This is a genomic window from Streptomyces sp. TE5632 (assembly GCF_054061295.1).
In genome coordinates, this window is sequence record NZ_JBSSEA010000003.1 from 6,194,852 (window position 1) to 6,216,137 (window position 21,286).

19 protein-coding genes are annotated in these 21,286 nt (G+C 72.4%); 7 read left to right on the top strand and 12 right to left on the bottom strand.

Going from position 1 to position 21,286, the window contains the following annotated elements:
* Positions 1 to 68: 68 nt before the first annotated feature.
* The 5 genes from ACVW19_RS33510 to ACVW19_RS33530 form a co-directional block, all read right to left on the bottom strand.
* Positions 69 to 2,024, bottom strand: a complete 1,956-nt coding sequence (locus tag ACVW19_RS33510) for a TOMM precursor leader peptide-binding protein (protein ID WP_457464312.1) — start codon at positions 2,022 to 2,024, stop codon at positions 69 to 71.
* On the bottom strand, positions 2,014 to 4,284 hold the full coding sequence (locus ACVW19_RS33515) for a TOMM precursor leader peptide-binding protein (RefSeq protein ID WP_457464314.1): 2,271 nt from the start codon (positions 4,282 to 4,284) through the stop codon (positions 2,014 to 2,016). The genes ACVW19_RS33510 and ACVW19_RS33515 overlap by 11 nt, the downstream gene beginning before the upstream one ends.
* A 143-nt stretch (positions 4,285 to 4,427) precedes the next feature.
* Positions 4,428 to 6,341, bottom strand: coding sequence for a BTAD domain-containing putative transcriptional regulator (locus ACVW19_RS33520; protein WP_457464316.1), 1,914 nt, complete (start codon positions 6,339 to 6,341; stop codon positions 4,428 to 4,430).
* Positions 6,342 to 6,883: 542 nt separating this feature from the next.
* Positions 6,884 to 7,054: a thiazolylpeptide-type bacteriocin gene (locus tag ACVW19_RS33525; RefSeq protein WP_031128743.1), complete on the bottom strand. Its 171-nt coding sequence runs from the start codon at positions 7,052 to 7,054 to the stop codon at positions 6,884 to 6,886.
* Between the two features lie 258 nt (positions 7,055 to 7,312).
* Positions 7,313 to 8,374, bottom strand: a complete 1,062-nt coding sequence (locus ACVW19_RS33530; protein ID WP_457464318.1) for a LacI family DNA-binding transcriptional regulator — start codon at positions 8,372 to 8,374, stop codon at positions 7,313 to 7,315.
* A 244-nt stretch (positions 8,375 to 8,618) separates the two neighbouring features.
* Between ACVW19_RS33530 and ACVW19_RS33535 the strand changes: the two genes are divergently transcribed.
* The 7 genes from ACVW19_RS33535 (at position 8,619) to ACVW19_RS33565 (ending at position 15,133) form a co-directional block, all read left to right on the top strand.
* Positions 8,619 to 9,620, top strand: coding sequence for an asparaginase (locus ACVW19_RS33535; RefSeq protein WP_457464320.1), 1,002 nt, complete (start codon positions 8,619 to 8,621; stop codon positions 9,618 to 9,620).
* 87 nt (positions 9,621 to 9,707) lie between these two features.
* Positions 9,708 to 10,601 carry a polysaccharide deacetylase family protein gene (locus ACVW19_RS33540; RefSeq protein WP_457464321.1) on the top strand — a complete coding sequence of 298 codons (894 nt, stop codon included), beginning with the start codon at positions 9,708 to 9,710 and terminating at the stop codon, positions 10,599 to 10,601.
* On the top strand, positions 10,598 to 11,989 hold the full coding sequence (locus tag ACVW19_RS33545; protein ID WP_457464323.1) for an MFS transporter: 1,392 nt from the start codon (positions 10,598 to 10,600) through the stop codon (positions 11,987 to 11,989). Before ACVW19_RS33540 ends, ACVW19_RS33545 begins: the two co-directional genes overlap by 4 nt.
* An 81-nt stretch (positions 11,990 to 12,070) precedes the next feature.
* Positions 12,071 to 12,874: an SDR family NAD(P)-dependent oxidoreductase gene (locus tag ACVW19_RS33550; RefSeq protein ID WP_457464325.1), complete on the top strand. Its 804-nt coding sequence runs from the start codon at positions 12,071 to 12,073 to the stop codon at positions 12,872 to 12,874.
* Positions 12,875 to 12,999: 125 nt separating this feature from the next.
* Entirely contained in the window at positions 13,000 to 13,749 is a 750-nt protein-coding gene (locus ACVW19_RS33555) for an SDR family NAD(P)-dependent oxidoreductase (protein ID WP_457464327.1), read from the top strand.
* 80 nt (positions 13,750 to 13,829) lie between these two features.
* Entirely contained in the window at positions 13,830 to 14,402 is a 573-nt protein-coding gene (locus tag ACVW19_RS33560) for a hypothetical protein (protein WP_457464329.1), read from the top strand.
* 146 nt (positions 14,403 to 14,548) lie between these two features.
* Positions 14,549 to 15,133, top strand: a complete 585-nt coding sequence (locus ACVW19_RS33565) for a TerD family protein (protein WP_457464330.1) — start codon at positions 14,549 to 14,551, stop codon at positions 15,131 to 15,133.
* A 116-nt stretch (positions 15,134 to 15,249) separates the two neighbouring features.
* Here ACVW19_RS33565 and ACVW19_RS33570 read toward each other — a convergent pair whose 3' ends face one another.
* The 7 genes from ACVW19_RS33570 to ACVW19_RS33600 form a co-directional block, all read right to left on the bottom strand.
* Positions 15,250 to 15,657, bottom strand: a complete 408-nt coding sequence (locus tag ACVW19_RS33570; RefSeq protein ID WP_457464331.1) for an ASCH domain-containing protein — start codon at positions 15,655 to 15,657, stop codon at positions 15,250 to 15,252.
* Positions 15,658 to 15,822: 165 nt separating this feature from the next.
* Positions 15,823 to 16,188 (bottom strand): hypothetical protein, encoded by a 366-nt coding sequence (locus ACVW19_RS33575; RefSeq protein WP_457464332.1) that lies wholly within the window; start codon positions 16,186 to 16,188, stop codon positions 15,823 to 15,825.
* Positions 16,189 to 16,365: 177 nt separating this feature from the next.
* On the bottom strand, positions 16,366 to 17,154 hold the full coding sequence (locus ACVW19_RS33580; RefSeq protein ID WP_457464334.1) for an ABC transporter ATP-binding protein: 789 nt from the start codon (positions 17,152 to 17,154) through the stop codon (positions 16,366 to 16,368).
* Positions 17,151 to 17,951 carry an ABC transporter ATP-binding protein gene (locus tag ACVW19_RS33585; RefSeq protein ID WP_457464336.1) on the bottom strand — a complete coding sequence of 267 codons (801 nt, stop codon included), beginning with the start codon at positions 17,949 to 17,951 and terminating at the stop codon, positions 17,151 to 17,153. The genes ACVW19_RS33580 and ACVW19_RS33585 overlap by 4 nt, the downstream gene beginning before the upstream one ends.
* Entirely contained in the window at positions 17,948 to 18,793 is an 846-nt protein-coding gene (locus tag ACVW19_RS33590) for an ABC transporter permease (protein WP_457464337.1), read from the bottom strand. The genes ACVW19_RS33585 and ACVW19_RS33590 overlap by 4 nt, the downstream gene beginning before the upstream one ends.
* Positions 18,790 to 19,755: an ABC transporter permease gene (locus ACVW19_RS33595; RefSeq protein ID WP_457464339.1), complete on the bottom strand. Its 966-nt coding sequence runs from the start codon at positions 19,753 to 19,755 to the stop codon at positions 18,790 to 18,792. The genes ACVW19_RS33590 and ACVW19_RS33595 overlap by 4 nt, the downstream gene beginning before the upstream one ends.
* On the bottom strand, positions 19,755 to 21,275 hold the full coding sequence (locus ACVW19_RS33600) for an ABC transporter substrate-binding protein (RefSeq protein ID WP_457464341.1): 1,521 nt from the start codon (positions 21,273 to 21,275) through the stop codon (positions 19,755 to 19,757). Before ACVW19_RS33600 ends, ACVW19_RS33595 begins: the two co-directional genes overlap by 1 nt.
* Positions 21,276 to 21,286 lie beyond the last annotated feature (11 nt).

Consider the following 21,286-nt stretch of genomic DNA (forward strand, 5'->3'; position numbering starts at 1 on the left):
CTCGGTGCTCTCGGGGTGCTCGGTGTGCTTGCTTCTCCGGCGCACGCGCGCCGGGGACGGACGGCCGGTCATGGGAACGGGTGCGGGCCGGGATTGAGGTCGGCCTCGGTCAGGTCGTCCGGTCTGAGGCCCGCCTCGCGCAGCGCCGTGCGCATCCGGGGCATGTGCCGGGCGCGCTGCCGGGTCCAGCCGAAGTCGAGCGGGAGCAGGCCGGGCACCAGCACCTTCACGGTGTGCAGACCGAGAGCGCGCTGCTCGGGCGCGGTCTGGTCGACGACGACCACGTCGAATCCGGCGGACGTCACGGCGTCCACCGCGGCGAGCAGATCGTCGCGTACGTCCGGGCCCGAGCCGTCGGCGCGGGCCCAGCGCAGGCCGGCCACGCTCGACGGCCCGGGGGGCGAGGAACGGCGGAGCAGGAAGTCGGCGTAACGGCCCATCTCCGGTACCGCGTAGACCAGCGGATGGTCGTGCAGGCTGGTGATCTTCTCGTGGTCCTCGGCCATGGCGCGGTACCCGGCCTCGTCGCGCCGGAAACGCTGGAGGAGCTGCACCGAGTCGGTGGCGATCTCGCACAGGGCCGCGGCGAGTGCGGCCTCGGGGTCGAGGGCGGCTCCGGCCCCGAAGCACATCCGGGCGGGGCCGCCGTCGAACCGCTCGGCGACCGCGGTGACCACGGGGACCGGGAAGGTGATCCGGGTGTCGAAGAACCTGGCCCGGTACCCGTACATGGCCATGCGGTCCACCATGACCCGGGTGTGCGGGTCGGTGCTGGTCGCCGGGTCGATCTCGGGGAGCGGCTGCATGCCGTGCCAGGCGAGCAGGAAGGCGTCCCGTTCCAGGACCTCCATCAGGCCGCTGAGCACGGCCTCCTCCAGACTGCCCCCGGAGGCGCAGCCGTTGGAGCTCTCCTGGACGAACCGGTGCTCGATCCCGGGCTTGTGGTAGTAGGCGAGGATCTCCGGGACGGGACGGGGACGCGCGTCCCGCAGCGACCAGCCCCACACCCAGGGGATCGGACGGTCCGGGGTGAAGGGCGGCACCCAGGGGTTCGCCCGGTGGAAGTCGTCCGCGTACAGGCCGGTCTCGCGCGGGTCGACGGCGGCCGGCCCGAGATCGTCCAGGGCGGCGGTCAGGGTGAGGGTGCGGCCCCGGGCGCGCATCCCGGCGTATCGCTCCAGACCCTCCAGCACACCGATGCGGGTGCTGGCGTGGTAGGTGTCGGCGTGACCGCCCCAGAACGTCTCCCGCAGATAGTCGCCGGAGCGGCTGGAGAAGCAGCCCACGGTGGCGGAGGTGGTCGGCGAGGTGACGTCGCACACCACCGACGGTCCGACGGCGCCCCAGTGGGGGTTGGCGAACGCGTCCACCTGGAGGCCGTACGCGTCCACCGGCCGGACCCGGCTGACGCCCGGCCGGTACTTGGGCGCGGGCCGCAGGGTGAGGGCGGCCGACTCGGCGGTCACCGGCTCCGGTGTGCCGCAGCCGGGGCAGTCCGGCTCGGGCACCAGCGGATGGTGACGGACCGTCATTTGTTCCAGGTCCACCAGCCATACGTCGGGGAAGGGCCGCCCGTCGTCGAGGGGAGCGGCGCCGAGCCGGGCGATCAGTGCGGCGACGGCCTGCGCGGCGAACGGCACCGAGTAGGGCCACGGCCCCATCTCCCGGGTGCCGCCGCGCAGTTCGAGGCCCTCCCGCAGACCGACCGAGCGCACCCCCTGCCAACGGCGCCGCAGACACGCGCCGCAGCCGGCCCTTCCCTCCACGGGCCAGGGGCCGACCAGCACATGCCGGCCGTACAGGTGCACGGGGAGCGCGGAGTGCGGCGCTCCGTCGGTGGGGACGGGGGCGGCGAAGGCGTCCCGTACCCCGAGGGCGAGGACCGCGACATCGGGCACCGGGCGGCCCGGCTCGAACGGCAACTCCGCCAGTGCGCCGCGGAGTTCCTCCGCGAAGAGACGGCACGCCCGGTGCCGCGGCTCCTCGGCCCCGCCGACGGTGGCCCGGGCGAGGTCAGCGGTCATCGTCGGCCGCCTCGGTGAGCAGGACCCGGACGGTGTGGATCCCGGCGGCGGGCAGGTCGGCCGCGTGCGTGGGCACGACGAGGGCGTCACGCCCGGCGGCGCCCAGCCGCTCCAGGACCTCCGTCCAGGTCACCGGGGCCGGACCGGCGTCCGGCCCGGCCGCGCCGTCCTCGGCGGTGACCGGTATCAGGGCCGCGTCGAGGTCGGCCAGCAGCGGGTCACCGGTGTCGGGCACGCCCAGCACTCCCTCCGCTGCGAGCTGGACGGTGCCGAGCAGGTCGCGGAGGGCGTCGGTGGCCGCGGCCGTCCGGTCCAGGGCGGAGCCGATGGCCCAGTGGCCCGGTCCGTCTCCCTCCGCCGGCCGGCTTCTGGCCAGCACGACGGACACCCCGGTGCGGTCCGTCTCCCCGAGGTCGAGGAGTTCGACGTCCAGCCCCAGGTGTCCGGCGGAACGCAGCAGGAAGGTCGCCTCCACGTCGTCGGCGAACACGGCCCGGGGGATCACCGAGGTCCGCCCGGCCCCGCGCACGGCTCGCCGCAGCGCGTCGTGGGCGAGCGCGGACAGCAGGCCGGCCGCCGCGGCCTGAGGCAGGCCGTCGCCCGCGCCGGCCCCGGCGCGGGACGGCTCGAACCGGCGGTCCCGGTTGTCCGGCCCGAAGGGCCGCACCGCGCCGGCCGGCACCAGTGTCTGTTCCTTGGTCAGCAGCGACATGGCCGGGGCCCAGGAGGCGACCGGATCACCCCCGGCGCCGGTGGCCGTGGTCAGCGTGTCCGGGTTCACCTTCGGCAGCGCGTCCGGCCGGCCGGCGCCGGAGGTGTCGTCCGGGGCGGGGGAGCCGGGCACCACGTGCTCGGCGTAGACCTCGGCGGCGGTGTTGAGGGCCCGCAGGCGGGCGCCCGCGGTGTGCTGGACGTCGAACGCGACGACGGTCCGGGTCCCGGCAGCGCCCAGACCGACCTCCACGGCGCCGACCTTCAGCGGGGTCTGGGTGACCGGCTCGTCCGCGTACCGGGTGAAGACCCCGACGGACGGACGGATCGCGAGCGAGCGACGGTCGAGCTCGGCGAGCGGCCCCTCGGTCGCGTCGTCGTCCGGAGCGGCGGCGACGACCGGCTCGAAGGCGGGCCGTTCGGGGGCCGCGGTCAGGTCGACGGGCTCGGGGGCGCCGGGCCGGGTCCGGCAGAACGGGCACCGCGGATGGGGCAGCAGCCGCTCCGCCAGGACATCGAACGAGGCCATGTCCTGAAGCAGTACCTGGCCCCGGGTCTCGGCCGGCAGCGCCTTGGTGACCAGCCGGAACACCTCGTAGCCGAGCAGGTTGCCGAGCATCGCGGCGAGCGGGCCGCGCGGCCCGGGGCCGGGGGGACCCCCCAGGGCCAGACCGCTCCAGAGGCCGGCCGCGACCGCCGCGTCCCCCGTCGCGCCGAGGCGCAGCGCCGCGCAGGCCAGGCATCCGTCGGAGTCCGGGCCGCTGACCGGGCCGACCACCGCCCGGTCGCCGAAGGTCCAGGCGGGGAGCAGGAAGCGGCCGTCCGGAACGCCGTGGCCGAGCAGGGCGATCGAGGTCCGGAACGCGTCGCGGCCGCAGGCGGCGACCACCACGTCGTACCCCTCGTACGCCGTCCAGTCGCCCGCCGAGCCGGCCCCGGCGTCGGGCAGTACCGTCACCTCGGCCGGACTGCCCTGCGTGGTGAACTCCGCCGCCTCGGCCCGCAGCTCGCCGAACTCGGCGGTGGTGGCGGGGCCTTCGGCCAGTGCGGCCTCCACGGCGACGGAGGCGCAGCCGTTGCGGATCAGGGAGAGCGCGCACCAGCGGGCGACCGGACCGTCGCCGAGCACGGCGACGCGGGTGCCGCGGAACGCGGCGAACCTGCTTTCGGCGTCGTCGGCGTAGTGGTCGAGGTAAGCGATCTGCGGCGCGAAGCGCGCGGCGACCGCCGGCTGCACGGGTGCGTCCGGTCCCGGTTCGCCGGGGGCCGGTACGGGCCGGGCGAACCCGCGGGCGTAGAGCGCCTTGACCAGGCCGCCCACCATCGCCTTCTGCTGGTCCTTGAAGCCCGCGCAGATCTCCGCCACGGTCCGGCTCCCGTCCAGGTGCGGGACGAGGAGGGTGGCGAACCGGTAGGCGGACGGGGAGCTGAGCTGGAAACCACCGTCGGCGTTGTGGAAGATCACGCCGGTGGGCGTCTCGGTGAACAGCACGTCGCGGCGCACCCTGGGACGGGTGTCCGAGGTCTCCTCGTACGGGGTCGTGGACATACGGGGTCGCACCTCCGGGTCGGGCCTGACGGCCACTCGGGTCTGAAAAGGCGGGGAAAAGGTGAGGGAAGGCGGGAAAGGCGGGATGTTCGGGTGTCCGGCCCACCGGGCCGGGCCGCGTTCCGGGCCGCAGCCCCGGTCCCTCAGGTGGCCCCGGACGGAAGGGCGCGGCGGGCCGTGGCGATGACGGCCTGCGGGATGTCGCCGGTCCGGGCGGCCCTGTGCAGTGCGTGGGCGCGGAACAGGGTGTTCATGCGGAGCGTCCCGGGTTGTTCCTCGTCGAGGAGTCCGGTGTCGAGGAGCCGCTCGAGCAACTCCTCGGCGTGTGTCTCGGGGACGGAGAGGGCACGGGCCGCGGCCGGTGCGGTGATCTGCCCGTCCAGTCGCGCCAGGCGCAGGTGCGCGTCGGCCACCGGGGCGGGCAGCCGGTCCAGGGCACCGTCGAGGGTCAGGAGCACGGACATCCGGGCGTCGTCGGGCAGGGCCAGCCGGGCGGGCAGGTCCCGCCGCAGCCATGCGGCGTGGTCCGCCAGGCGCAGCTTCGGCCGGGTCAGCAGCCGGGCCGCGACGATCCGCAGGGCCAGCGGGACATGCCCGCACGTCTCCGTGAGGGCGTGTGCGGCCGTGGCCTCGGCCGCCACCCGCTCATGACCGAGGACGGCGACGAGGAGCGCGTGGGACTCCTGCGGCGGCAGGGCGCCCAGTTGCAGCACCGCCGGGCCGTGCGTGGCGACCAGGGCGGCCAGTCGCATACGGCTGGTGACGACGAAGGCGCCGCAGCCCGTGATGTCGAGCAACCCGCGGACCTGGTCGGGGTGCACGACATCGTCGAGTATCACCAGGCACGATCCGGGGGAAGCGCCGGAGGGGAGTGCGGAGCGCAGTTCGGCGGCCGCCTCGTCGGCGGACCGTGGCGTGCCGTCGGGTCCGGTCAGCGGCAGCAGTACGCCGCCCGAGGGGTACCGGTCCGCCACCAGCTGAGCGGTGTGCAGGGCCAGCGCGGTCTTGCCCATTCCCGGGCCTCCGGAGATCACCGCGATCGCCGGGCCGGCGTGCGTCCGCCCGTCCCTTCGGCCCTCGCCGCTCAGGTGGCTCACCAGGTCGGCGGTCTCACGGGTGCGGCCGGTGAAGCCGGGGACATGGGGCAGCCTGGGCCCCGGCGGATGCGCCGGCCCTGAGGGCGGGCGGCCGTCGCCGGGGAAGGCAGGCCCGCCGGAGGGGACGCTCTCCCCCCGGGTCGCGGGGGCGTCGGGCACGGCGTCGGTCACCGCGGGCGCCACGTGCGGGGTGAGGGTGAGCGGCGCGGTCTCCAGGGCCGGGCCACGGGGCTCGTCGCCACGCAGGATGGCCAGTTCCAGACCCTGCAGTTCCGCGCCGGGATCGACGCCGAGTTCCTCCCGGAGGTGCGTCCTGATCCTTCGGTACTCGGCCAGCGCCTCGATCTGCCGTCCCGCCCGGTACAGCGCCCGCATCAACTGGGCGGCGAGACCCTCGTGCTGGGGGTGGGCGCGGGTGGCCTCCCAGAGGTCCACCAGGACCTCGCGGGACTGTCCCCGGGCCAGCTGGATCTCGCAGACGCGTTCCAGGACGCGCAGGCGCTCCTCGACCAGCCGGGGCACCTCGTCGCGGTGCAGCAGTTCGGAGGGGACATTGGCGAGAAGCGGCCCTTGCCACAGGTCGAGTGCCGTGCGAAGCAAGGGGAGTTCGGACTCCCCCGCCCCGGCCGCGTCGGCCACCAGGCCACGGAAGTGCAGCAGGTCCAGGGTGTCGCCGTCGGCCGGGAGACGGTAGCCCCCGGCAACCGCGACCACCGAATGTTCCTCTATGTCGTACTTCGCGAAGAGGCGGCGCAGCCGCAGGACGCAACTCTGCAGGGCCGCCTTCGCCGTCGCCGGCTGCTCGTCGCCCCAGACGGCCTGCCGGAGACGCTGCGTCGGGACCACCTCGCCGGGGCGGATCAGCAGCGCCGCCAGCAGTGATGTCGGTTTGGCCGGCGGGAGGACGGCCACATCGCAACCGTCGGTGATGCTGAGTGGGCCGAGCAGCTGAAAACGCACGATATTCCCCCGTTGACCCTCGAAGATCTGCCGAACCGGCTTGTCACGGCCCGCTTCGGGAAGCGGAGTCCCGTCACCGTGACCGCTCCTGGTCGGGAGGGTGGCTGGTACAGGACCTCTGCCCGCTCTCTGACGAGGGCAGGTGTGAGCACATGTGAAGCCGGTGTGCACGACGTCAATCGGCCTTGTGGCAGTGGTGAGTGTCTACTGGCGTAGACCGACGGTCAAGAGGAGGTTCTGAAGAGCTCCAAAGGCGGACTGCTGCCGCTGAGGGGCAGCCAAATACCGCTAAAACAAGCCTTGTTGCTGGTAAAAGGTCCTGTCGGTGCCGCCTCGGGACGGACGCGTCCGGCAAAGCGGGCATGCGGTTGTAGGGGTTTACCTACACGAGGTTTGCGGCGGCCGCCACCGTCCCGGCCGCCACCGTCCCGGCCGCACAGGCGTCCGGCCGCGCGGTCGGACGGGCATGACGAAAGCCCGGTCGGAACCCGCCCCTTGAAGGGGAGGGAAGCCGACCGGGCGTCTGCTTCACCGGACGTGCGTCAGGCGGAGCAGGAGGTGGTGCTGCAGGTGGAGCTGGAGGTCGAGGTGGAGCTGGTGCTGGTGCAGCCGGCCAGCACGACCTCGCTGGCGTCCGAGTAGTCGGAGATCTCGAAGGTCTCGGCCTCGAGCTCGAGGATCTCGTCCGCGAGGGTGCTCAGGTCCTTGTTCATGGTGACTCCCGATGGGTCAGGGGGGACCGCCGTGGCCGGCTGCCTCCGCCGTGTGGGTACGGAACCATTCCAGCGGCCTCCGCTCACCGTTCGTCATGTCTCCCGCCGGCATCCCGCTGGCATCCCGCTGTCACGCGGTGCCGGCGGACGGCATGGGCCGTCCCCGCCCTCCGCGCCGGAGGGTCCGGCACGCACGGGGCCACCTCCCGGCGAGGCGACTTCGGCCCCGCGTCTGCGACACGACCCGACGGACCGGCCCTACTCCTGGGGTGCGACGCCCAGGGTCGAGGCGCGGGCCACGAGGGTCGGGCGCAGGCGCCGGGAGCGGCCGGGCCTGTCCTCGAGCATGTTCACCAGCGTCGTCGCCGCCAGTTCGCCCATCCGGTACATCGGGGAGCGCACGGAGGTCAGGGGCACCGGGAGGGCCGCCGCCAGCGCGACGTCGTTGTAGCCCACGACCGCGACGTCCCGGCCGACCGTCAGGCCGGCGTCCCGGACCGCCGCCATCACGCCGATCGCCGCGAAGTCGTTGACCGCGAAGACCGCGGTGGGCATCGGCCGCAGGCTCAGCAGGTGCTCGGCGGCGGCCCGGCCACCGGGCACGTCGAAGCGGGAGTGGACGACGTGGCTCTCCGGTATCGGCAGGCCCGCCTCGGCGAAGGCGTCGAGGAAGCCCCGGGTGCGTTCGACCCCGGTGCTGGCGTAGGGCTCTCCGGCCACCACCGCGGCCCGCCGGTGACCGAGGCCGAGCAGGTGTTCGCCGGCCAGCCGTCCGCCGCGGACGTCGTCGGTGGTCACTGACACCCTGCCCGGCAGCCGGCGGGACACCAGCACCAGGGGAATGCGCCGGTCGGCCAGCTCGGCCACGAGGTCGGAGTCGGAGCGGGCGTCGCCGAGGACCAGGCCGTCGACGCGCCGGGCGAGCAGCGCGTCGGCCCGGCGCCGTTGCATCTCGCAGTCGTCGCCGGTGTTGGCGACCACGGTGTGGTATCCGGCGGCCGAGGCGGCCGCGTCGATTCCCTCGTAGACGGTGGCCAGCACGATGTCGGTCAACCGGGGCACGAGCACCCCCAGCATCCGGGAGCGGCCGGTGCGCAGCGCGGTCCCGGCGGGGTCCCGCTGGTAGCCGAGTTCCTCGGCGAGCGCCCGGATCTGCGTGGCGGTCCCGCTGGCCACCCCGCCCCGCACGCTGTCGTCCTGGCTCAGCGCCCGTGACACCGTGGAGACGTGGACGCCCGCCTGCCGGGCTATCTGGGCGAGGGTGACCGGGGCACGACCGGTCTGTGTACCGGCCCCCGCCCGTGCTCCATGTCGCTCCACTCCCGCTGCCCCTCTTCCCGAATCCTGCTCGAATCCTGCTCGAATTCCGCTCGGACGTCCTCGGACCCTGTTGGACCCTGTTCGAATCCGCTCGGTGCGGACGGCTGTTCGCCGTCCTGGCGCCTCCGAGCCTCGCACATCCCCGAACGCTCCGGCCAGACAAGTGTCCGACAACCATTGACCAAAGAGCAATCGTTTGCGTAGCCTCACCGCAATCGTTTGCAGCGAGGCGAAGAGAGGGTTCATGCGTCGAATCCAGGTCGTGGCCACCGGCGGCACCATCGCGAGCCGGGGCGGGGCGGAGGGCCGCCGGGCGACCGTGCTCGCGAAGGAGCTGGTGGCGTCGGCCGGTCCGCTTCCGGCCGGCGTGGAGGTGAGCACGCGGGACGTGGTCACCCGGGGCAGCTACGCCTTCGGCACCGCGGACCTTCTGGCGCTGGCCCGTGAGGTGCGCAAGGCGCTGCACGACGGGGCCGACGGGGTGGTGATGACGCACGGCACCGACACGATGGAGGAGACCGCCTTCCTGCTGGACCTGGCGTTCGACGACCCGCGGCCGATCGTGCTGACCGGTGCCCAGCGCCCCTTCGACGACCGCGCCGCGGACGGCCCGGCCAACCTGGGTGACGCCCTGGCCGTGGCCGCCGACGACGCGGCCCGGGGGCAGGGCCCGCTGCTGGTCTTCGACGGCTTCGCCTTCCCCGCCCGCGGGGTGCGCAAGAGCGACACCATGTCGGCGCACGCCTTCACCGCACCCGGACGTGGGCCGGCGCTCCGCATCGTGGACGGGCGCGTGGTACCGCTGTCACAGCCGGGGCCCCGCCCGCGGTTCCCCCTCGACCTCGGCCTCCCCGACCTGCCCCGGGTGGACGTGGTGCCGGTCTATCCCGGTGCGGACGGGCTGTTCGTCCGGGCCAGCCTGGCCGCCGGCGCCGCGGGGGTCGTGGTGGCGGCGGTCGGCGCGGGCAACGCCGGGCCGGAACTGGTCGAGGCGGTCGCCGAGGCGGTGGCCGCGGGCCACCCGGTGCTGATCACCTCACGGGTGCACTCCGGCCCCGTCGCACCCCTCTACGCGGGTGGCGGCACCGAACTCCGCCAGGCCGGCGCGGTGTTCGCCGACGACCTCAGTCCCTGGCAGGCCCGGCTGCTGCTGGCCGCCGCGAGCGCCGTACCCGGCCGTTCGCCGGAGACCCTGGTCCGCGCCTGGCTCGCCGGAGAGGACCCACCGTCCGGCTCCGGAGCCTGAGCGCCACGCACCACCCCCCACCGGCTTACTGACACACCCTCACCCCATCACCACCCCATCCCCAGAACGTCATCAAAGGAGATGTCGATGACCAAGGAAATCCTTGTCGGCTTCGGAGTGGACGTCGACGCGGTCGGCGGCTGGCTCGGCTCGTACGGAGGCGAGGACTCGCCCGACGACATCTCCCGCGGCCTGTTCGCGGGCGAGGTCGGCGTGCCGCGCCTGCTGGAACTGTTCCGACGCCGCGGCCTGACCCAGACGTTCTTCTGGCCCGGCCACTCCGTCGAGACCTTCCCGGAGGAGTTCGACGCCTGTGTCGCCGCCGGCCACGAGATCGGCGTGCACGGCTACAGCCACGAGAACCCGATCGCCATGAGCCGGGAGCAGGAGGCAGCGGTCCTGGACCGCTGCATCGAGCTGATCGAGACCCGCTCCGGCCGCCGTCCGACCGGCTATGTGGCGCCCTGGTGGGAGTTCAGCCCGGTCACCAACGAGCTGCTGCTCGAACGGGGCATCAAGTACGACCACTCCCTGATGCACCGTGACTTCGAGCCGTACTACGTGCGGGTCGGCGACTCCTGGACGAAGATCGACTACAGCGCGCCCGCCGAGACCTGGATGAAGCCGCTGGTGCGCGGCCAGGAGACCGATCTCATCGAGATCCCGGCCAACTGGTACCTCGACGACCTGCCTCCGATGATGTTCATCAAGGCCAGCCCGAACAGCCACGGCTTCGTCAACCCCCGTGACATCGAAGAGATGTGGCGCGACCAGTTCGACTGGGTGTACCGGGAGATGGACCAGGCGGCCTTCACCATGACCATCCACCCCGACGTGGCCGGCCGCCCCCAGGTGCAGCTGATGCTGGAGCGGCTGATCGACCACATCAACTCCCACGAAGGCGTCCGCTGGGTGACCTTCGACCAGATCGCGGACGACTTCGCCGCCCGCAACCCGCGCCAGAAGGGTGACAGCAGATGACCACCGCGCAGCAGGCCGACATAGCCCACGAGAACGAATGGCCGCGCAGCGGAGCGCCCTCGGACGAGGTCCTCTTCAAGGGTCCCCCGACGCTCAGCCGGCGCACCATCACGACCACCACCGTGGTCTGTTTCCTGGCCTGGGTCTTCTCCGTCTACGACTTCGTGCTCTTCGGCACCCTGCTGCCGAAGATCTCCGAGACGTTCGGCTGGAGCACCGGGCAGGCCACGGCGATCGCCACCGGGGTGACCGTCGGCACCTTCGTCGTCTCCCTGCTGGTCGGCCCGATGCTGGACCGTTGGGGCCGCAAGCCGAGCCTGATCGTCACCACGGCGGGCGCAGCGCTCTCCTCCGGCCTCACGGCGGTGGTCGGCGGCGCCGCCTCGCTGATCGGAGCGCGGGCCATCTCCGGCCTCGGCTACTCCGAGGAGGTCGTCAACGGCGTCTACCTCAACGAGATGTACGGCAAGAGCCGGCGCCGCGGCTTCATGTTCAGCCTGGTGCAGAGCGGCTGGCCGGTCGGCGCCCTGCTGGCCGCGGCGTTCGCGGCCGTGCTGCTGCCGGTCATGAGCTGGCGGTGGATCTTCCTCCTCGCCACCTTCCCGGTCGTCGTCATCCTCGTCGCCGGGTCCAAGCTCCGTGAGTCGCCCTCCTTCGTCGCCCTCAAGCGGACGCGCGAACTGCGCAAGGAGGGACGCGACGCCGACGCGACCGAGCTGGCGAAGCTGTACGACCTCGACATCAGCCGGGACAACGAGTCCGGTCTGCGCCAGCTCTTCGCCCCGGACCTGCGCCGGCACACCCTGTGCCTGTCCGGAGCGTGGCTGTTCAACTGGATGGGCATCCAGGTCTTCTCGGTGCTGGGCACCACCATCCTCACGGACGGCAAGGGCGTCTCGTTCTCCAGCGCACTGGTCGTGCTCATCCTGGCCAACCTGGCCGGCTTCCTCGGCTACCTCACCCACGGGTACCTCGGTGACCGGATCGGCCGGCGGACGACCATCATCGTCGGCTGGACCATCGGTGGCGTCGTGATGACGGCGATGCTCTTCGGACCGGACAGCGCCGCGTACGTCATCCCGATGTACGCCCTGGGGCTGTTCTTCCTCCTCGGCCCGTACTCCGCCATGGTCTTCTACATGGGCGAGTCGTTCCCGGCCCGGGTCCGCGGCATCGGCTCCAACACCGCCCACGTGATGGGCCCCGCGGGCGCGGTCGCCGGCTCGGCGCTGCTCAGCGCGCTCATCGGCCTCGGAGCGAGCGCCACCACGGCCGCGTTCGTCGCGGGCGCCCTGGGGATGTTCCTCTCCGGCGTGCTGATGCTCGGCGCCAACAAGGTCAGCCAGGACACGGACGACGAGCCCGCCCTCCCGGCCGCGGCGCACTGAGTCGACCGCTTTTCCTCCCCCTTTCCCGGTGCGTGGTGGTCCGCACCCACCACGCACCGGGAACTTGACGAAAGGCAGGACATGTCCTCCACCGAGCTCACCGCACCGGCCCGCGACGACGGGCTGGCCGGCAAGGTCGCCGTCATCACCGGCGGCGCGAGCGGCATCGGCCGCGCCCTGGCGGTCGCGTACGCCCGTGCCGGAGCCCACAGCGTCGTCGGCTTCTACCCCAAGGACCCGCACAGCGCCGACGAGACCGTCCGGCTGGTCGAGGCCGCCGGCGGCCGCTGCACCGCCGTCGCCGTCGACGTCCGGAACAGCGGGCAGGTCGACGACCTCGCCCGGGCCGCCGTCGAGACGTACGGGCGGCTGGACATCGCGGTGGCCGGGGCCGGCGTACTGCGCCGGGCAGCCCTGGCGGACCTCGACGACGACGCCTGGAACGACATGCTCTCGGTCGACCTGACCGGTGTGCTGCGCACCTTCCGCTCCGCCGCCGCCGTGATGACCGGCCCCGGCTCCATGGTCGCGGTCTCCTCCATCGCCGGCGGCGTGTACGGCTGGGACGACCACGCCCACTACGCCGCCGCCAAGAGCGGGGTGCTGGGACTGTGCCGGTCGCTGGCGACCGAACTCGCCCCGCGCGGCATCCGGGTCAACACCGTCATCCCCGGACTGATCGAGACCCCGCAGTCGCTGGACGAGAAGAACTCCCTGGGGCCCGCCGGGCTCGAGCGGGCCGGCCGGAGCATCCCCGCGGGCCGGGTGGGCGAGGCCGACGAGGTGGCCCGCGCGATCCGCTTCCTCACCAGTGACGACGCGGCGTACATCACCGGCCAGGAGCTGATCGTGGACGGCGGCCTCACGGTCCGCTGGCCGGAGTGACCGACTGACGGCAGGCCGGGCGGCGCGGGCCGGGCGGCAGTACATCAGGCAGCAGTGAACGAAAGCGGCAGCGGACAGAGCCGCGGCGAGAAAGCGGCGAGAAAGCGGCGAGAAAGGTGAACGGCATGGGAGTCCTCGAACAACAGGTCACGCTGGTGACGGGCGCGGCGAGTGGCATCGGGTCGGCGATAGCCGAGGCCTACGCGGCCGAGGGCGCGCGGCTCTTCCTGGCCGACCGCGACGCCGACCGGCTCTCCGCACTCGCCGAGCGCTTCACCGCGCAGGGCACGGAGGTGGCCACCGCTGTCGTCGACGTGACCGACGCGGAGCAGACCCGGCAGATGGTGGAGACCTGCGTGACCGCTCTGGGCGCGCCCGACGTCCTGGTCAACTCCGCGGGCATCCTCACCGAGGTCCCGCTGGTCGAGATGGACGTCGAGACCTGGGACGAGATGATCGCCGTCGACCTGCGCAGCGTCTTCCTGTGCTGCCGCTGGACGGTGCCGCACATGGTCGCCCGCGGCAGCGGCCGGGTCATCAACATCGCCAGCCAGCTCGGCATCAAGGGCGGCGAGGGCCTGGTGCACTACTCGGCGGCCAAGGCCGGCGTCATCGGCCTGACCAAGGCGCTGGCCAGGGAGGTCGGCCCGAAGGGGGTGCTGGTCAACGCGATCGCACCCGGCCCGGTGTTCACCCCGCTGGTGGACGGCATCAGCGAGGACTGGAAGAAGGCCAAGCAGGCCGAACTGCCCCTCGGCCGCTTCGGGGTGCCGGCGGAGGTCGCCCCCACCGCGGTCCTGCTGGCCAGTGATCCGGGCGGCAACCTCTACGTGGGGCAGACCCTCGGCCCCAACAGCGGCGACGTCATGCCGTGAGTGCGGCGGGTGCCCTGCGTTCCGAGTCCGTGAGAGGCGGGTGAGTTCCGATGTGCGGAGCCTGTGGCAGTGGCCGTTCCGTGCCGCGCTGGGAGGACGTCCTGGCCCCGCCCACCCGGTCGGTCCTCGCCGACCGGGCGGCACGGGCCGGGCAGCTCCTGGACCCCGGGTCCGGACTGAGGGTCAGGTCCTGGCTGTCCGCGGGATATCTGCTCGGCGACCGGGTCGGCCGCACCGTGCACGCGGCCGACCTGGACACGCTGTGGCGGGCGGCGGCGGAGCGCGGTGCGCGGCCGAAGGGCTGGCGGCCACTGGGCGGTGCGGACACCACCGTGTCCGTCGAGCTGCCCGGCGGCTGGGACCTGGCCGCGGCGGCGGTCTGGTGCGCCGCCGCGGCCAGGGCGGCACCGGGCGCCTCCCTGCGCGTCACCCTGCCCGACCGTGCGGGGGACCGCGTCCTCGGGATCACCATCGCGTCCGGCGCCGTACGGGCGACGGTGCTGCACGGCCCCGGGAGCCCTCCCGACGACAGCGGGCCGGACGGCCGGGCGCCCGGGACCGCGGTGCTGATCAGCGGGGCCGGCGCGGCCGACGCGGCCCGTCATCTGCGCGGCCACCACGACGCGACGCGCGCCCCGGCGGACCGGAGTTGACCGAAGCGGGCATCGGGACCGGGCCGGACGCCGAAGAACGGTCGAGAGAGGTCATATGTGCCTGTAGGGGACCCCTCACCGGGAACCACCGGGGCACCAGGCACACTCTGTGGTTGTAATCCCTCTTCACAAAGGACGACCCAGGCATGATCACTCTCACGAAGGAAGACGGCCCGGCGGACCTGGACGGAGTGACCCATCTGTCCATCGGAGTCTCCTGGGACCCCACCGCGGGCAGCAGCGGCGGGTTGCTGGGCAAGCTGCGCCACAAGACCGGCACCGACCTCGACCTGATCGCCATCGCCGTGCAGGGCGGGGACCCGGTGCGCCTGGCCGGCCTCGACTCGCTCGACCCCATGGGCAACGGCTCCCTGGTGCACAGCGGCGACAACCAGACCGGGCACGGGGACGGCGACGACGAGACCGTCACCGTCGAGTTCGCCCGGATACCGGCCAACATCACGTCGATCGTGTTCATCGCCGCCGCGTACAAGAAGGGCAGCTCCTTCCAGAAGGCACGCAACATCAGCTTCAAGGTCTACGACGCCACCGGAGGCAGCTCCCAGCAGGTCGCCGACATCTGGCCGAGCATGCTCACCCAGGACAACGGCTGCGCCGTCGCCAAGGCGATCCGGGTCGGCGGCACATGGAAGCTCGAAGTGATCAATGAGACGGGCAAGATCAAGCAGGGCGACGAGCACGCCCTGATGCGCTTCGCCGTCACCAAGTAGCCCGTTCCCCGGGGGCGGCCTCGTCGTCACCCACGGCCCGGCAGGTCACCCGGGCTGCGACGCGCGTCGGTGTCGGACGCGCTCGGTGAGGGGGCGTCGAGGAGCCTCCCGGGGGCCTATCGGTGCGGGGACTTCGCGCATGCGGGTGCGGACGGGCCGGCGGCGGGGACGACGCGGAAGGCCAGGCACACGAGGGGCGTGTCGTCCTGAACCGGCGTGCCCTCGCGCTCCCAGAAACGGCGGTGCCCGGCGCGCCACTCCTCCAGGGAGGCGTCCCCCTCGCCCTCGGCGGCGGCGTGTTCCCAGGTGACCTCGCTGAAGGAGGTCAGCTCCACCCCGGTGATCTCGATGGTGGCGATGGCGCGGCCTTCGTTGTCCAGGAGGGCCAACCGCTCACCGACGAACTCCAGACCCTCGGTCTCCTCGACGTACTCGGCCAGCAGACCGGTCGTGGCGGTCTTCTGTCCGTCCAGGACAAGGGAGTTCAGTTCGGTCCGCAGGTCATCGGGGGTACCGAGTTCCATCGCGCGCATACCGTTGACACGTGGCCACACTGCCGCATCGCCTCACTTGATCACCCGCGCCGGTCGCGGTCCGCTCCGAGGCGATCATTATGGCCGGGAGCCGGGAGCCGGGAGCCGGGAGCCGGGAGCCGGGAGCCGGGAGCCGGGAGCCGGGAGGCGACCACCTCACGCCCGGTCCGTCAACTCCTCCGCGTAGACCTGGGACAGCGGCTGGGGCCCGACGTACTGCCGGCAGTTGCACTCCCCGGCCTCATAACGCAACGGTTTCTTGTTCTCGTCCCAGGCCGTCGGCACCTCGACGCGTTCGTGGCATCGCCCCTGCTTGTCGTGCTTGGCGAGGTGGTGGGTGCACCCGCACACCGGTTCCGGGGGCTTGTGCGCCGCTTCGACGGCCAGTCGTTCCTGCTTCGCCGCCTCCAGCAGTTCGAGCTTGCGCTCGTGCCGGTTGCGCAGCGCGGTGCGGACGTTGTCGGCGGCCCACGCGAAACCGCCCGTCCAGAAGAGAACGAGTACCCACCAGATCCAGTTCATCAGCCGACTTCCCCCCAGTCCGGCGTGCAGCCGCCCCGCTGCCTCGGTGCCGGGTCTCCACCGGGCACGAGGCCAGAATAGGGGGTGACGTCGAACAGCGCGCCCAGCAGGACGTCTTCCGCCACGCCGGCCGTGGCGATCCGCCCCGCAGCGCCGGACCGGACGGTTCCCGGCGCCTCACACGGGAAGCCGCGGCACGCTCTCGAGGAGCCGCCGGGTGTACGGGTGCGCGGGGGAGCCCAGCACCTGCGCCGTGTCTCCCTGCTCGACGACCCGTCCGCGCTCCAGGACGGCGGTGCGTTCGCACAGGGACGCCACGACCGACAGGTCGTGGGAGACCATGACCACGGTCAGGCCCTGTTCCCGCTGCAGTTCGGCGAGCAGATCGACCACGGCGACGCGTGTCGTGACGTCCAGCGCGCTGACGGGCTCGTCGGCCAGCAGCACCCGCGGGTGGCACACCGTCGCCCGGGCGATCGCGATGCGCTGGCGCTGACCGCCGGAGAACTCGTGCGGATAGCGCTCGGCCGCGTCCGCCGGAAGCCCCACCCGCTCCAGCGCCTCGGTCACCTTGGGGACCGCCGTGGCCTTCGAGTCGAGGCCCAGGGAGCGCAACGGCTCGGCGACGATGCCGCCGACGCGGCTGCGGGGATCGAGCGACGAGTACGGGTCCTGGAAGACGCACTGGACGCTGCGCCGGAAGTGCCGCATCTGCCGGCGGTCACGCACGTTCAGCCCGGTGCCGTCGAAGCCGACCGTGCCCCGGGTCGGCCGGGCCAGGCCCAGGAGCAGCCGCAGCAGAGTCGTCTTGCCCGCGCCGGACTCGCCGACGAGCGCGAGGCTGCGGCCGGCCTCGACGGTGAGGGAGACGTCCCGCACGGCGGGCGTGGCGCTTCCCCGGTGGTGCAGCGAGACGTCCTTCAGCTCCAGGACCGGCGGTGGTGTCGGCGGTGACGACGCTGTCATCGGGGCTCTCCCAGGTTCAGGGCGGACTCCAGCCGCCGGGCACTGCCCACCAGCGCCCTGGTGTAGGGGTGGTTCGGTGAGCGGACGAGGTCGAGGAGGGTGCCCTCCTCGACGGCGCGGCCCCTGCGCATGACCAGGGCCCGGTCGGTGATCCTGGCGACGACGGCGAGGTCGTGGCTGACGAAGACGACGGCCATGCCGCGTTCCCGGACGAGTGTGTCGATCAGGTCGAGCATCTCGGCCTGCACGGACACGTCGAGTGCGGTGGTCGGCTCGTCCGCGATGAGCAGCTTCGGGTCGCAGGCCAGTGCCATGGCGAGCGCGACCCGCTGGCGCTGGCCGCCGGACATCTCGTGCGGGAAGGACCGGGCGATACGGTCGGGTTCGGCCAGCCGCACCTGTTCCAGGGCGTCGACGACGGCCTTCTTCAGGGCGGCGCCCCTCAGCCCCCGCCGTCGGCGCAGCGGCTCGGCGACCTGCCCGCCCGCCCGCATCAGCGGGTCCAGGGCGGTGAGCGGCTCCTGGAAGACGACGGCGGCGTCCCGCCCCCGCACCCGCGTGAGGTGCTCCTCACGCGCGCCGACGATCTGGGTTCCGGCGAGCTCGACACTGCCGGTGGCGGTGATGCCCTCCGGCAGGAGGCCGAGGACCGCCAGCGCGGTCAGCGACTTGCCGGAGCCCGACTCGCCGATGAGGCCGAGCCGTTCGCCGCGTGCGACGGACAGCGACAGGTCGTCGACGAGTGTGGTTCCGTCCGCGGTGCGCAGGGTGAGGCCGCGGATGTCGAGGAGGGTCATGCGCGCCTTCGCCGGGTCGTCGGGTCGAGGGTGTCGCGCAGGCCGTCCGCGACGAGGTTCACGCCCACGACCAGCACGACGAGCAGAACGCCGGGAGCGAGCGCGCCGGCCGGTGCGGTGGTGAAGGTGGCCTGCGCCTCCTGGAGCATGCGGCCCCACGACGCGTTGGGCGGCGGTGCGCCCAGACCCAGGTAGGACAGGCCCGCCTCGGCCAGCACGGCGAGCCCGAACTGGAGGGCCAGGTTGACCGCGAGGGTCGGCCAGATGTTGGGCAGGACGTGCCGGGCCACGGTACGCGGCCAGGACGTGCCGGAGATACGGGCCGCGGTGATGTAGTCCTGGTTCAGGACCCGTTTGACCAGGATGCGGGTCAGCCGGGCCACGACCGCGCTCTGCGCGAGCCCGATCGCCAGCACGGCCGAACCGAGCGTCGCCGAGTGCGCGGCGACGATGAGCATCGCCAGCAGCAGGGTCGGGAAGGCGATCAGGATGTCGAGGAACGCGGAGAGGGTGTCGTCCAGCCAGCCCTGAGCGAAGGCCGCGAGCAGCCCCAGCGGGACTCCGAGGGTCGCCGCGATCAGGACCGAACCCAGCCCGGCCTCGACGGCGATCCGCGATCCGATCATCACCTGGGTGAACAGATCGCGTCCGAGTTTGTCGGTACCCAGCAGACGGCCGTCCCCGGGAGCGGTGAGCCGGCCGCCGGAGGTGTCGTCGGCGTCGTACGGGGTCCACACCAGCGAGACGAGCGCGAGCAGCGCGATCAGGCCCGCGAGCACGCACCCGGTGAGCAGGGTGTACGAGCGCACCGGGCGGCGTCGTTCGGCGGCGGCCCCGGTCATCGGGTGCCTCCCGCGAGGCTGCCGCGCAGCCTCGGGTCGATGATCCGCTGGACGAGGTCGGCGGCGAAGCCGATGAGCAGGACGGCCAGGGTGGAGACGAACAGCACGCCCTGGACGACCGGGTAGTCGTGCTGGGCGATGCCGGTGACGAGCAGGGAGCCGAGGCCCGGCAGCGCGAACACCGACTCCACGACCACCGCGCCGAGCAGCGTGGACGCCAGCTCGATACCGAGGACGGAGACCACCGGCACGGAGGCGTTGCGCAGCCCGTGCCGCCACATGGCCTGTCCGAACGAGGAGCCCAGCGCCCGTGCCGTGCGCAGGTAGTCACTGCCCAGGACGTCCAGGGTCGCCGAGCGGACGTACCGGATCAGCGACGCGCTCATCACCAGCGCGATGGTCACCACGGGCAGCACCAGCGACCGGATCGCCTCGCCGGGCAGCGACCAGCCGTCCGGCGGGAATCCGCCGGCCGGCAGCCAGCCCGCGTTCAGCGCGAACACGGCGATGAGGATCATGCCGAGCCAGAACACCGGTACGGCGATGCCCAGTTGCGAGACACCGCTGAGCAGGCCGCCGTACCAGGTGTGCCGCTTGTACGCGGCCGTGAACCCGGCCGGCAGCGCGATCAGGACCGCGAGGACGAACGCGGCCAGCGTCAGCGGGACCGTCACGTCGAGCCGGGCGGCCACCTCGGGCCCGACCGGCAGCGTGCTGACGAACGAGGTTCCCAGATCCCCGCTCGCCAGCTGCCCGAGCCAGTGAGTGAACTGCTCGGGCAGCGGCTTGTCGGACCCGATGGACTGCCGGGCCGCCGCGATCTGCTCGGGGGTCGCGCCCACCGTGGTGAGCGCGTTGGCGGGGTCGCCGGGCAGCAGCCGCAGCAGCGCGAACAGCACCACGCTCGCGAGCGCCAGCGACACCAGCAGGAAGAGGAAGCGGCGCAGGAGGTACCGCGTCATCAGCTCTTCTTCTTGATGTCGTAGGCGAAGAACTGCGAGTTGAGACCGTTGAGCGGGTAGCCGGACAGCTTGCTGTTCGCCACGACGATCTGCGGGTAGAGGTAGAGCCAGTCGCTGGCCGCGTCCTCGGCGGTCTTGCGGTTGACCTTCTTCAGCAGCTCGGTCTGCTCCGCCTCGGTGGCGGCCGCCTCGGCCTCCTCGACCCAGCGGGTGACCTGCTTGTCGTCGTAGCCCCAGTAGAAGTCGGGGTTGCCGTACCAGACCAGGTCGCGGTCGTTGACGTGCTCCTGGAGCGTGGCCGTGAAGTCGCGGTTCTGGTAGATCTTCGTGTACCACTCGTCCGACGTGATCGTGTTGATCTTGACGGTGATGCCGACCTTGGCCAGCTCCGACTTGATGAACGTCGCGGCGGTCGGGTGCGGGTCGTAGTTGGGGGTGTCGAGGGTGAAGCTGAAGCCGTCCGCGTGGCCGGCCTCCTTCAGCAGCTTCTTGGCACGCGCGGGGTCGTGGGTGTCGACGTCGGTGAGGTCCTCGTACCACGGGTCGGTGGGCGGCACCATCGAGCCGATGAGCTTGCCGTAGCCGCCCCAGACGGATTCCAGCAGCTTCTTGTCGTCGATCGCGGCGGAGACGGCCTGCCGCACCTTGACGTCGGTGAAGGGCTCGGCCTTGTCGTTGAAGGCGAGCAGCAGCTTGGTGGTGGAGTTGCCGTCGTTGACCTTGTAGTTCGGGTTCGACGTGAACTGGTCGAGGGCGTCGGGCGACTGCTCGCTGGTGACGATGTCGACGGCGTTCGTCAACAGCGCGTTGTTCAGCGCGGTCGCGTCCTTGTAGTAGTGGAAGACGACCTGCTTGTTGGCCGCCGCCTCACCCCAGTACTCGGCGAACCGGTCCAGGCTCAGCGCCGATCCGCGCGTCCACTTCTTCAGCCGGTACGGCCCCGTGCCGTCCTCGTTCGTCTTCAGGTCCTTCGCCTCGGAGTTGATGATCCAGACGTAGGAGAGGTTGTAGACGAAGGAGATCGACCGCTTCGACAGGGTGACCTTCACCGTCCGGGCGTCGGGGGTGGCGATGTCCTCGATCACCTCGAGGTTGCTCTTGCGGGCGGACTGCGAGTCCTCGGCGAGCACCCGCTCCAGGCTGTACTTGACGTCCTGGCTGCTGAGCTGCTTGCCGCTGTGGAACGTCACGCCGTCCTGGAGGGTGAAGGTGTAGGTGAGGCCGTCCTCGCTGACCTTGTGGTCCTCGGCGAGCAGCGGCTCGACCTCGCCGTCGTCGGCGAGCTTGAACAGCCCCTCGTAGACGTTGCCGTTGAGGGCCTCGGTGACGCCCTGGCCGCCGCCCGCGGTGTTGTCCAGGTTCTGCGGCTCGTAGAGGGAGCCGATGTTGACGGTGGCGTCCTTGTCGTACGTGCCGCCCGCCGCGCCGCCGCCTCCCGAACCGCCGCCGCACGCGGAGAGGGCCAGGGCGAGCGTGACCGCGGTGGCGGTGCCGTACAGGGAGGACTTCTTGATGCTCATGACAGGATGTG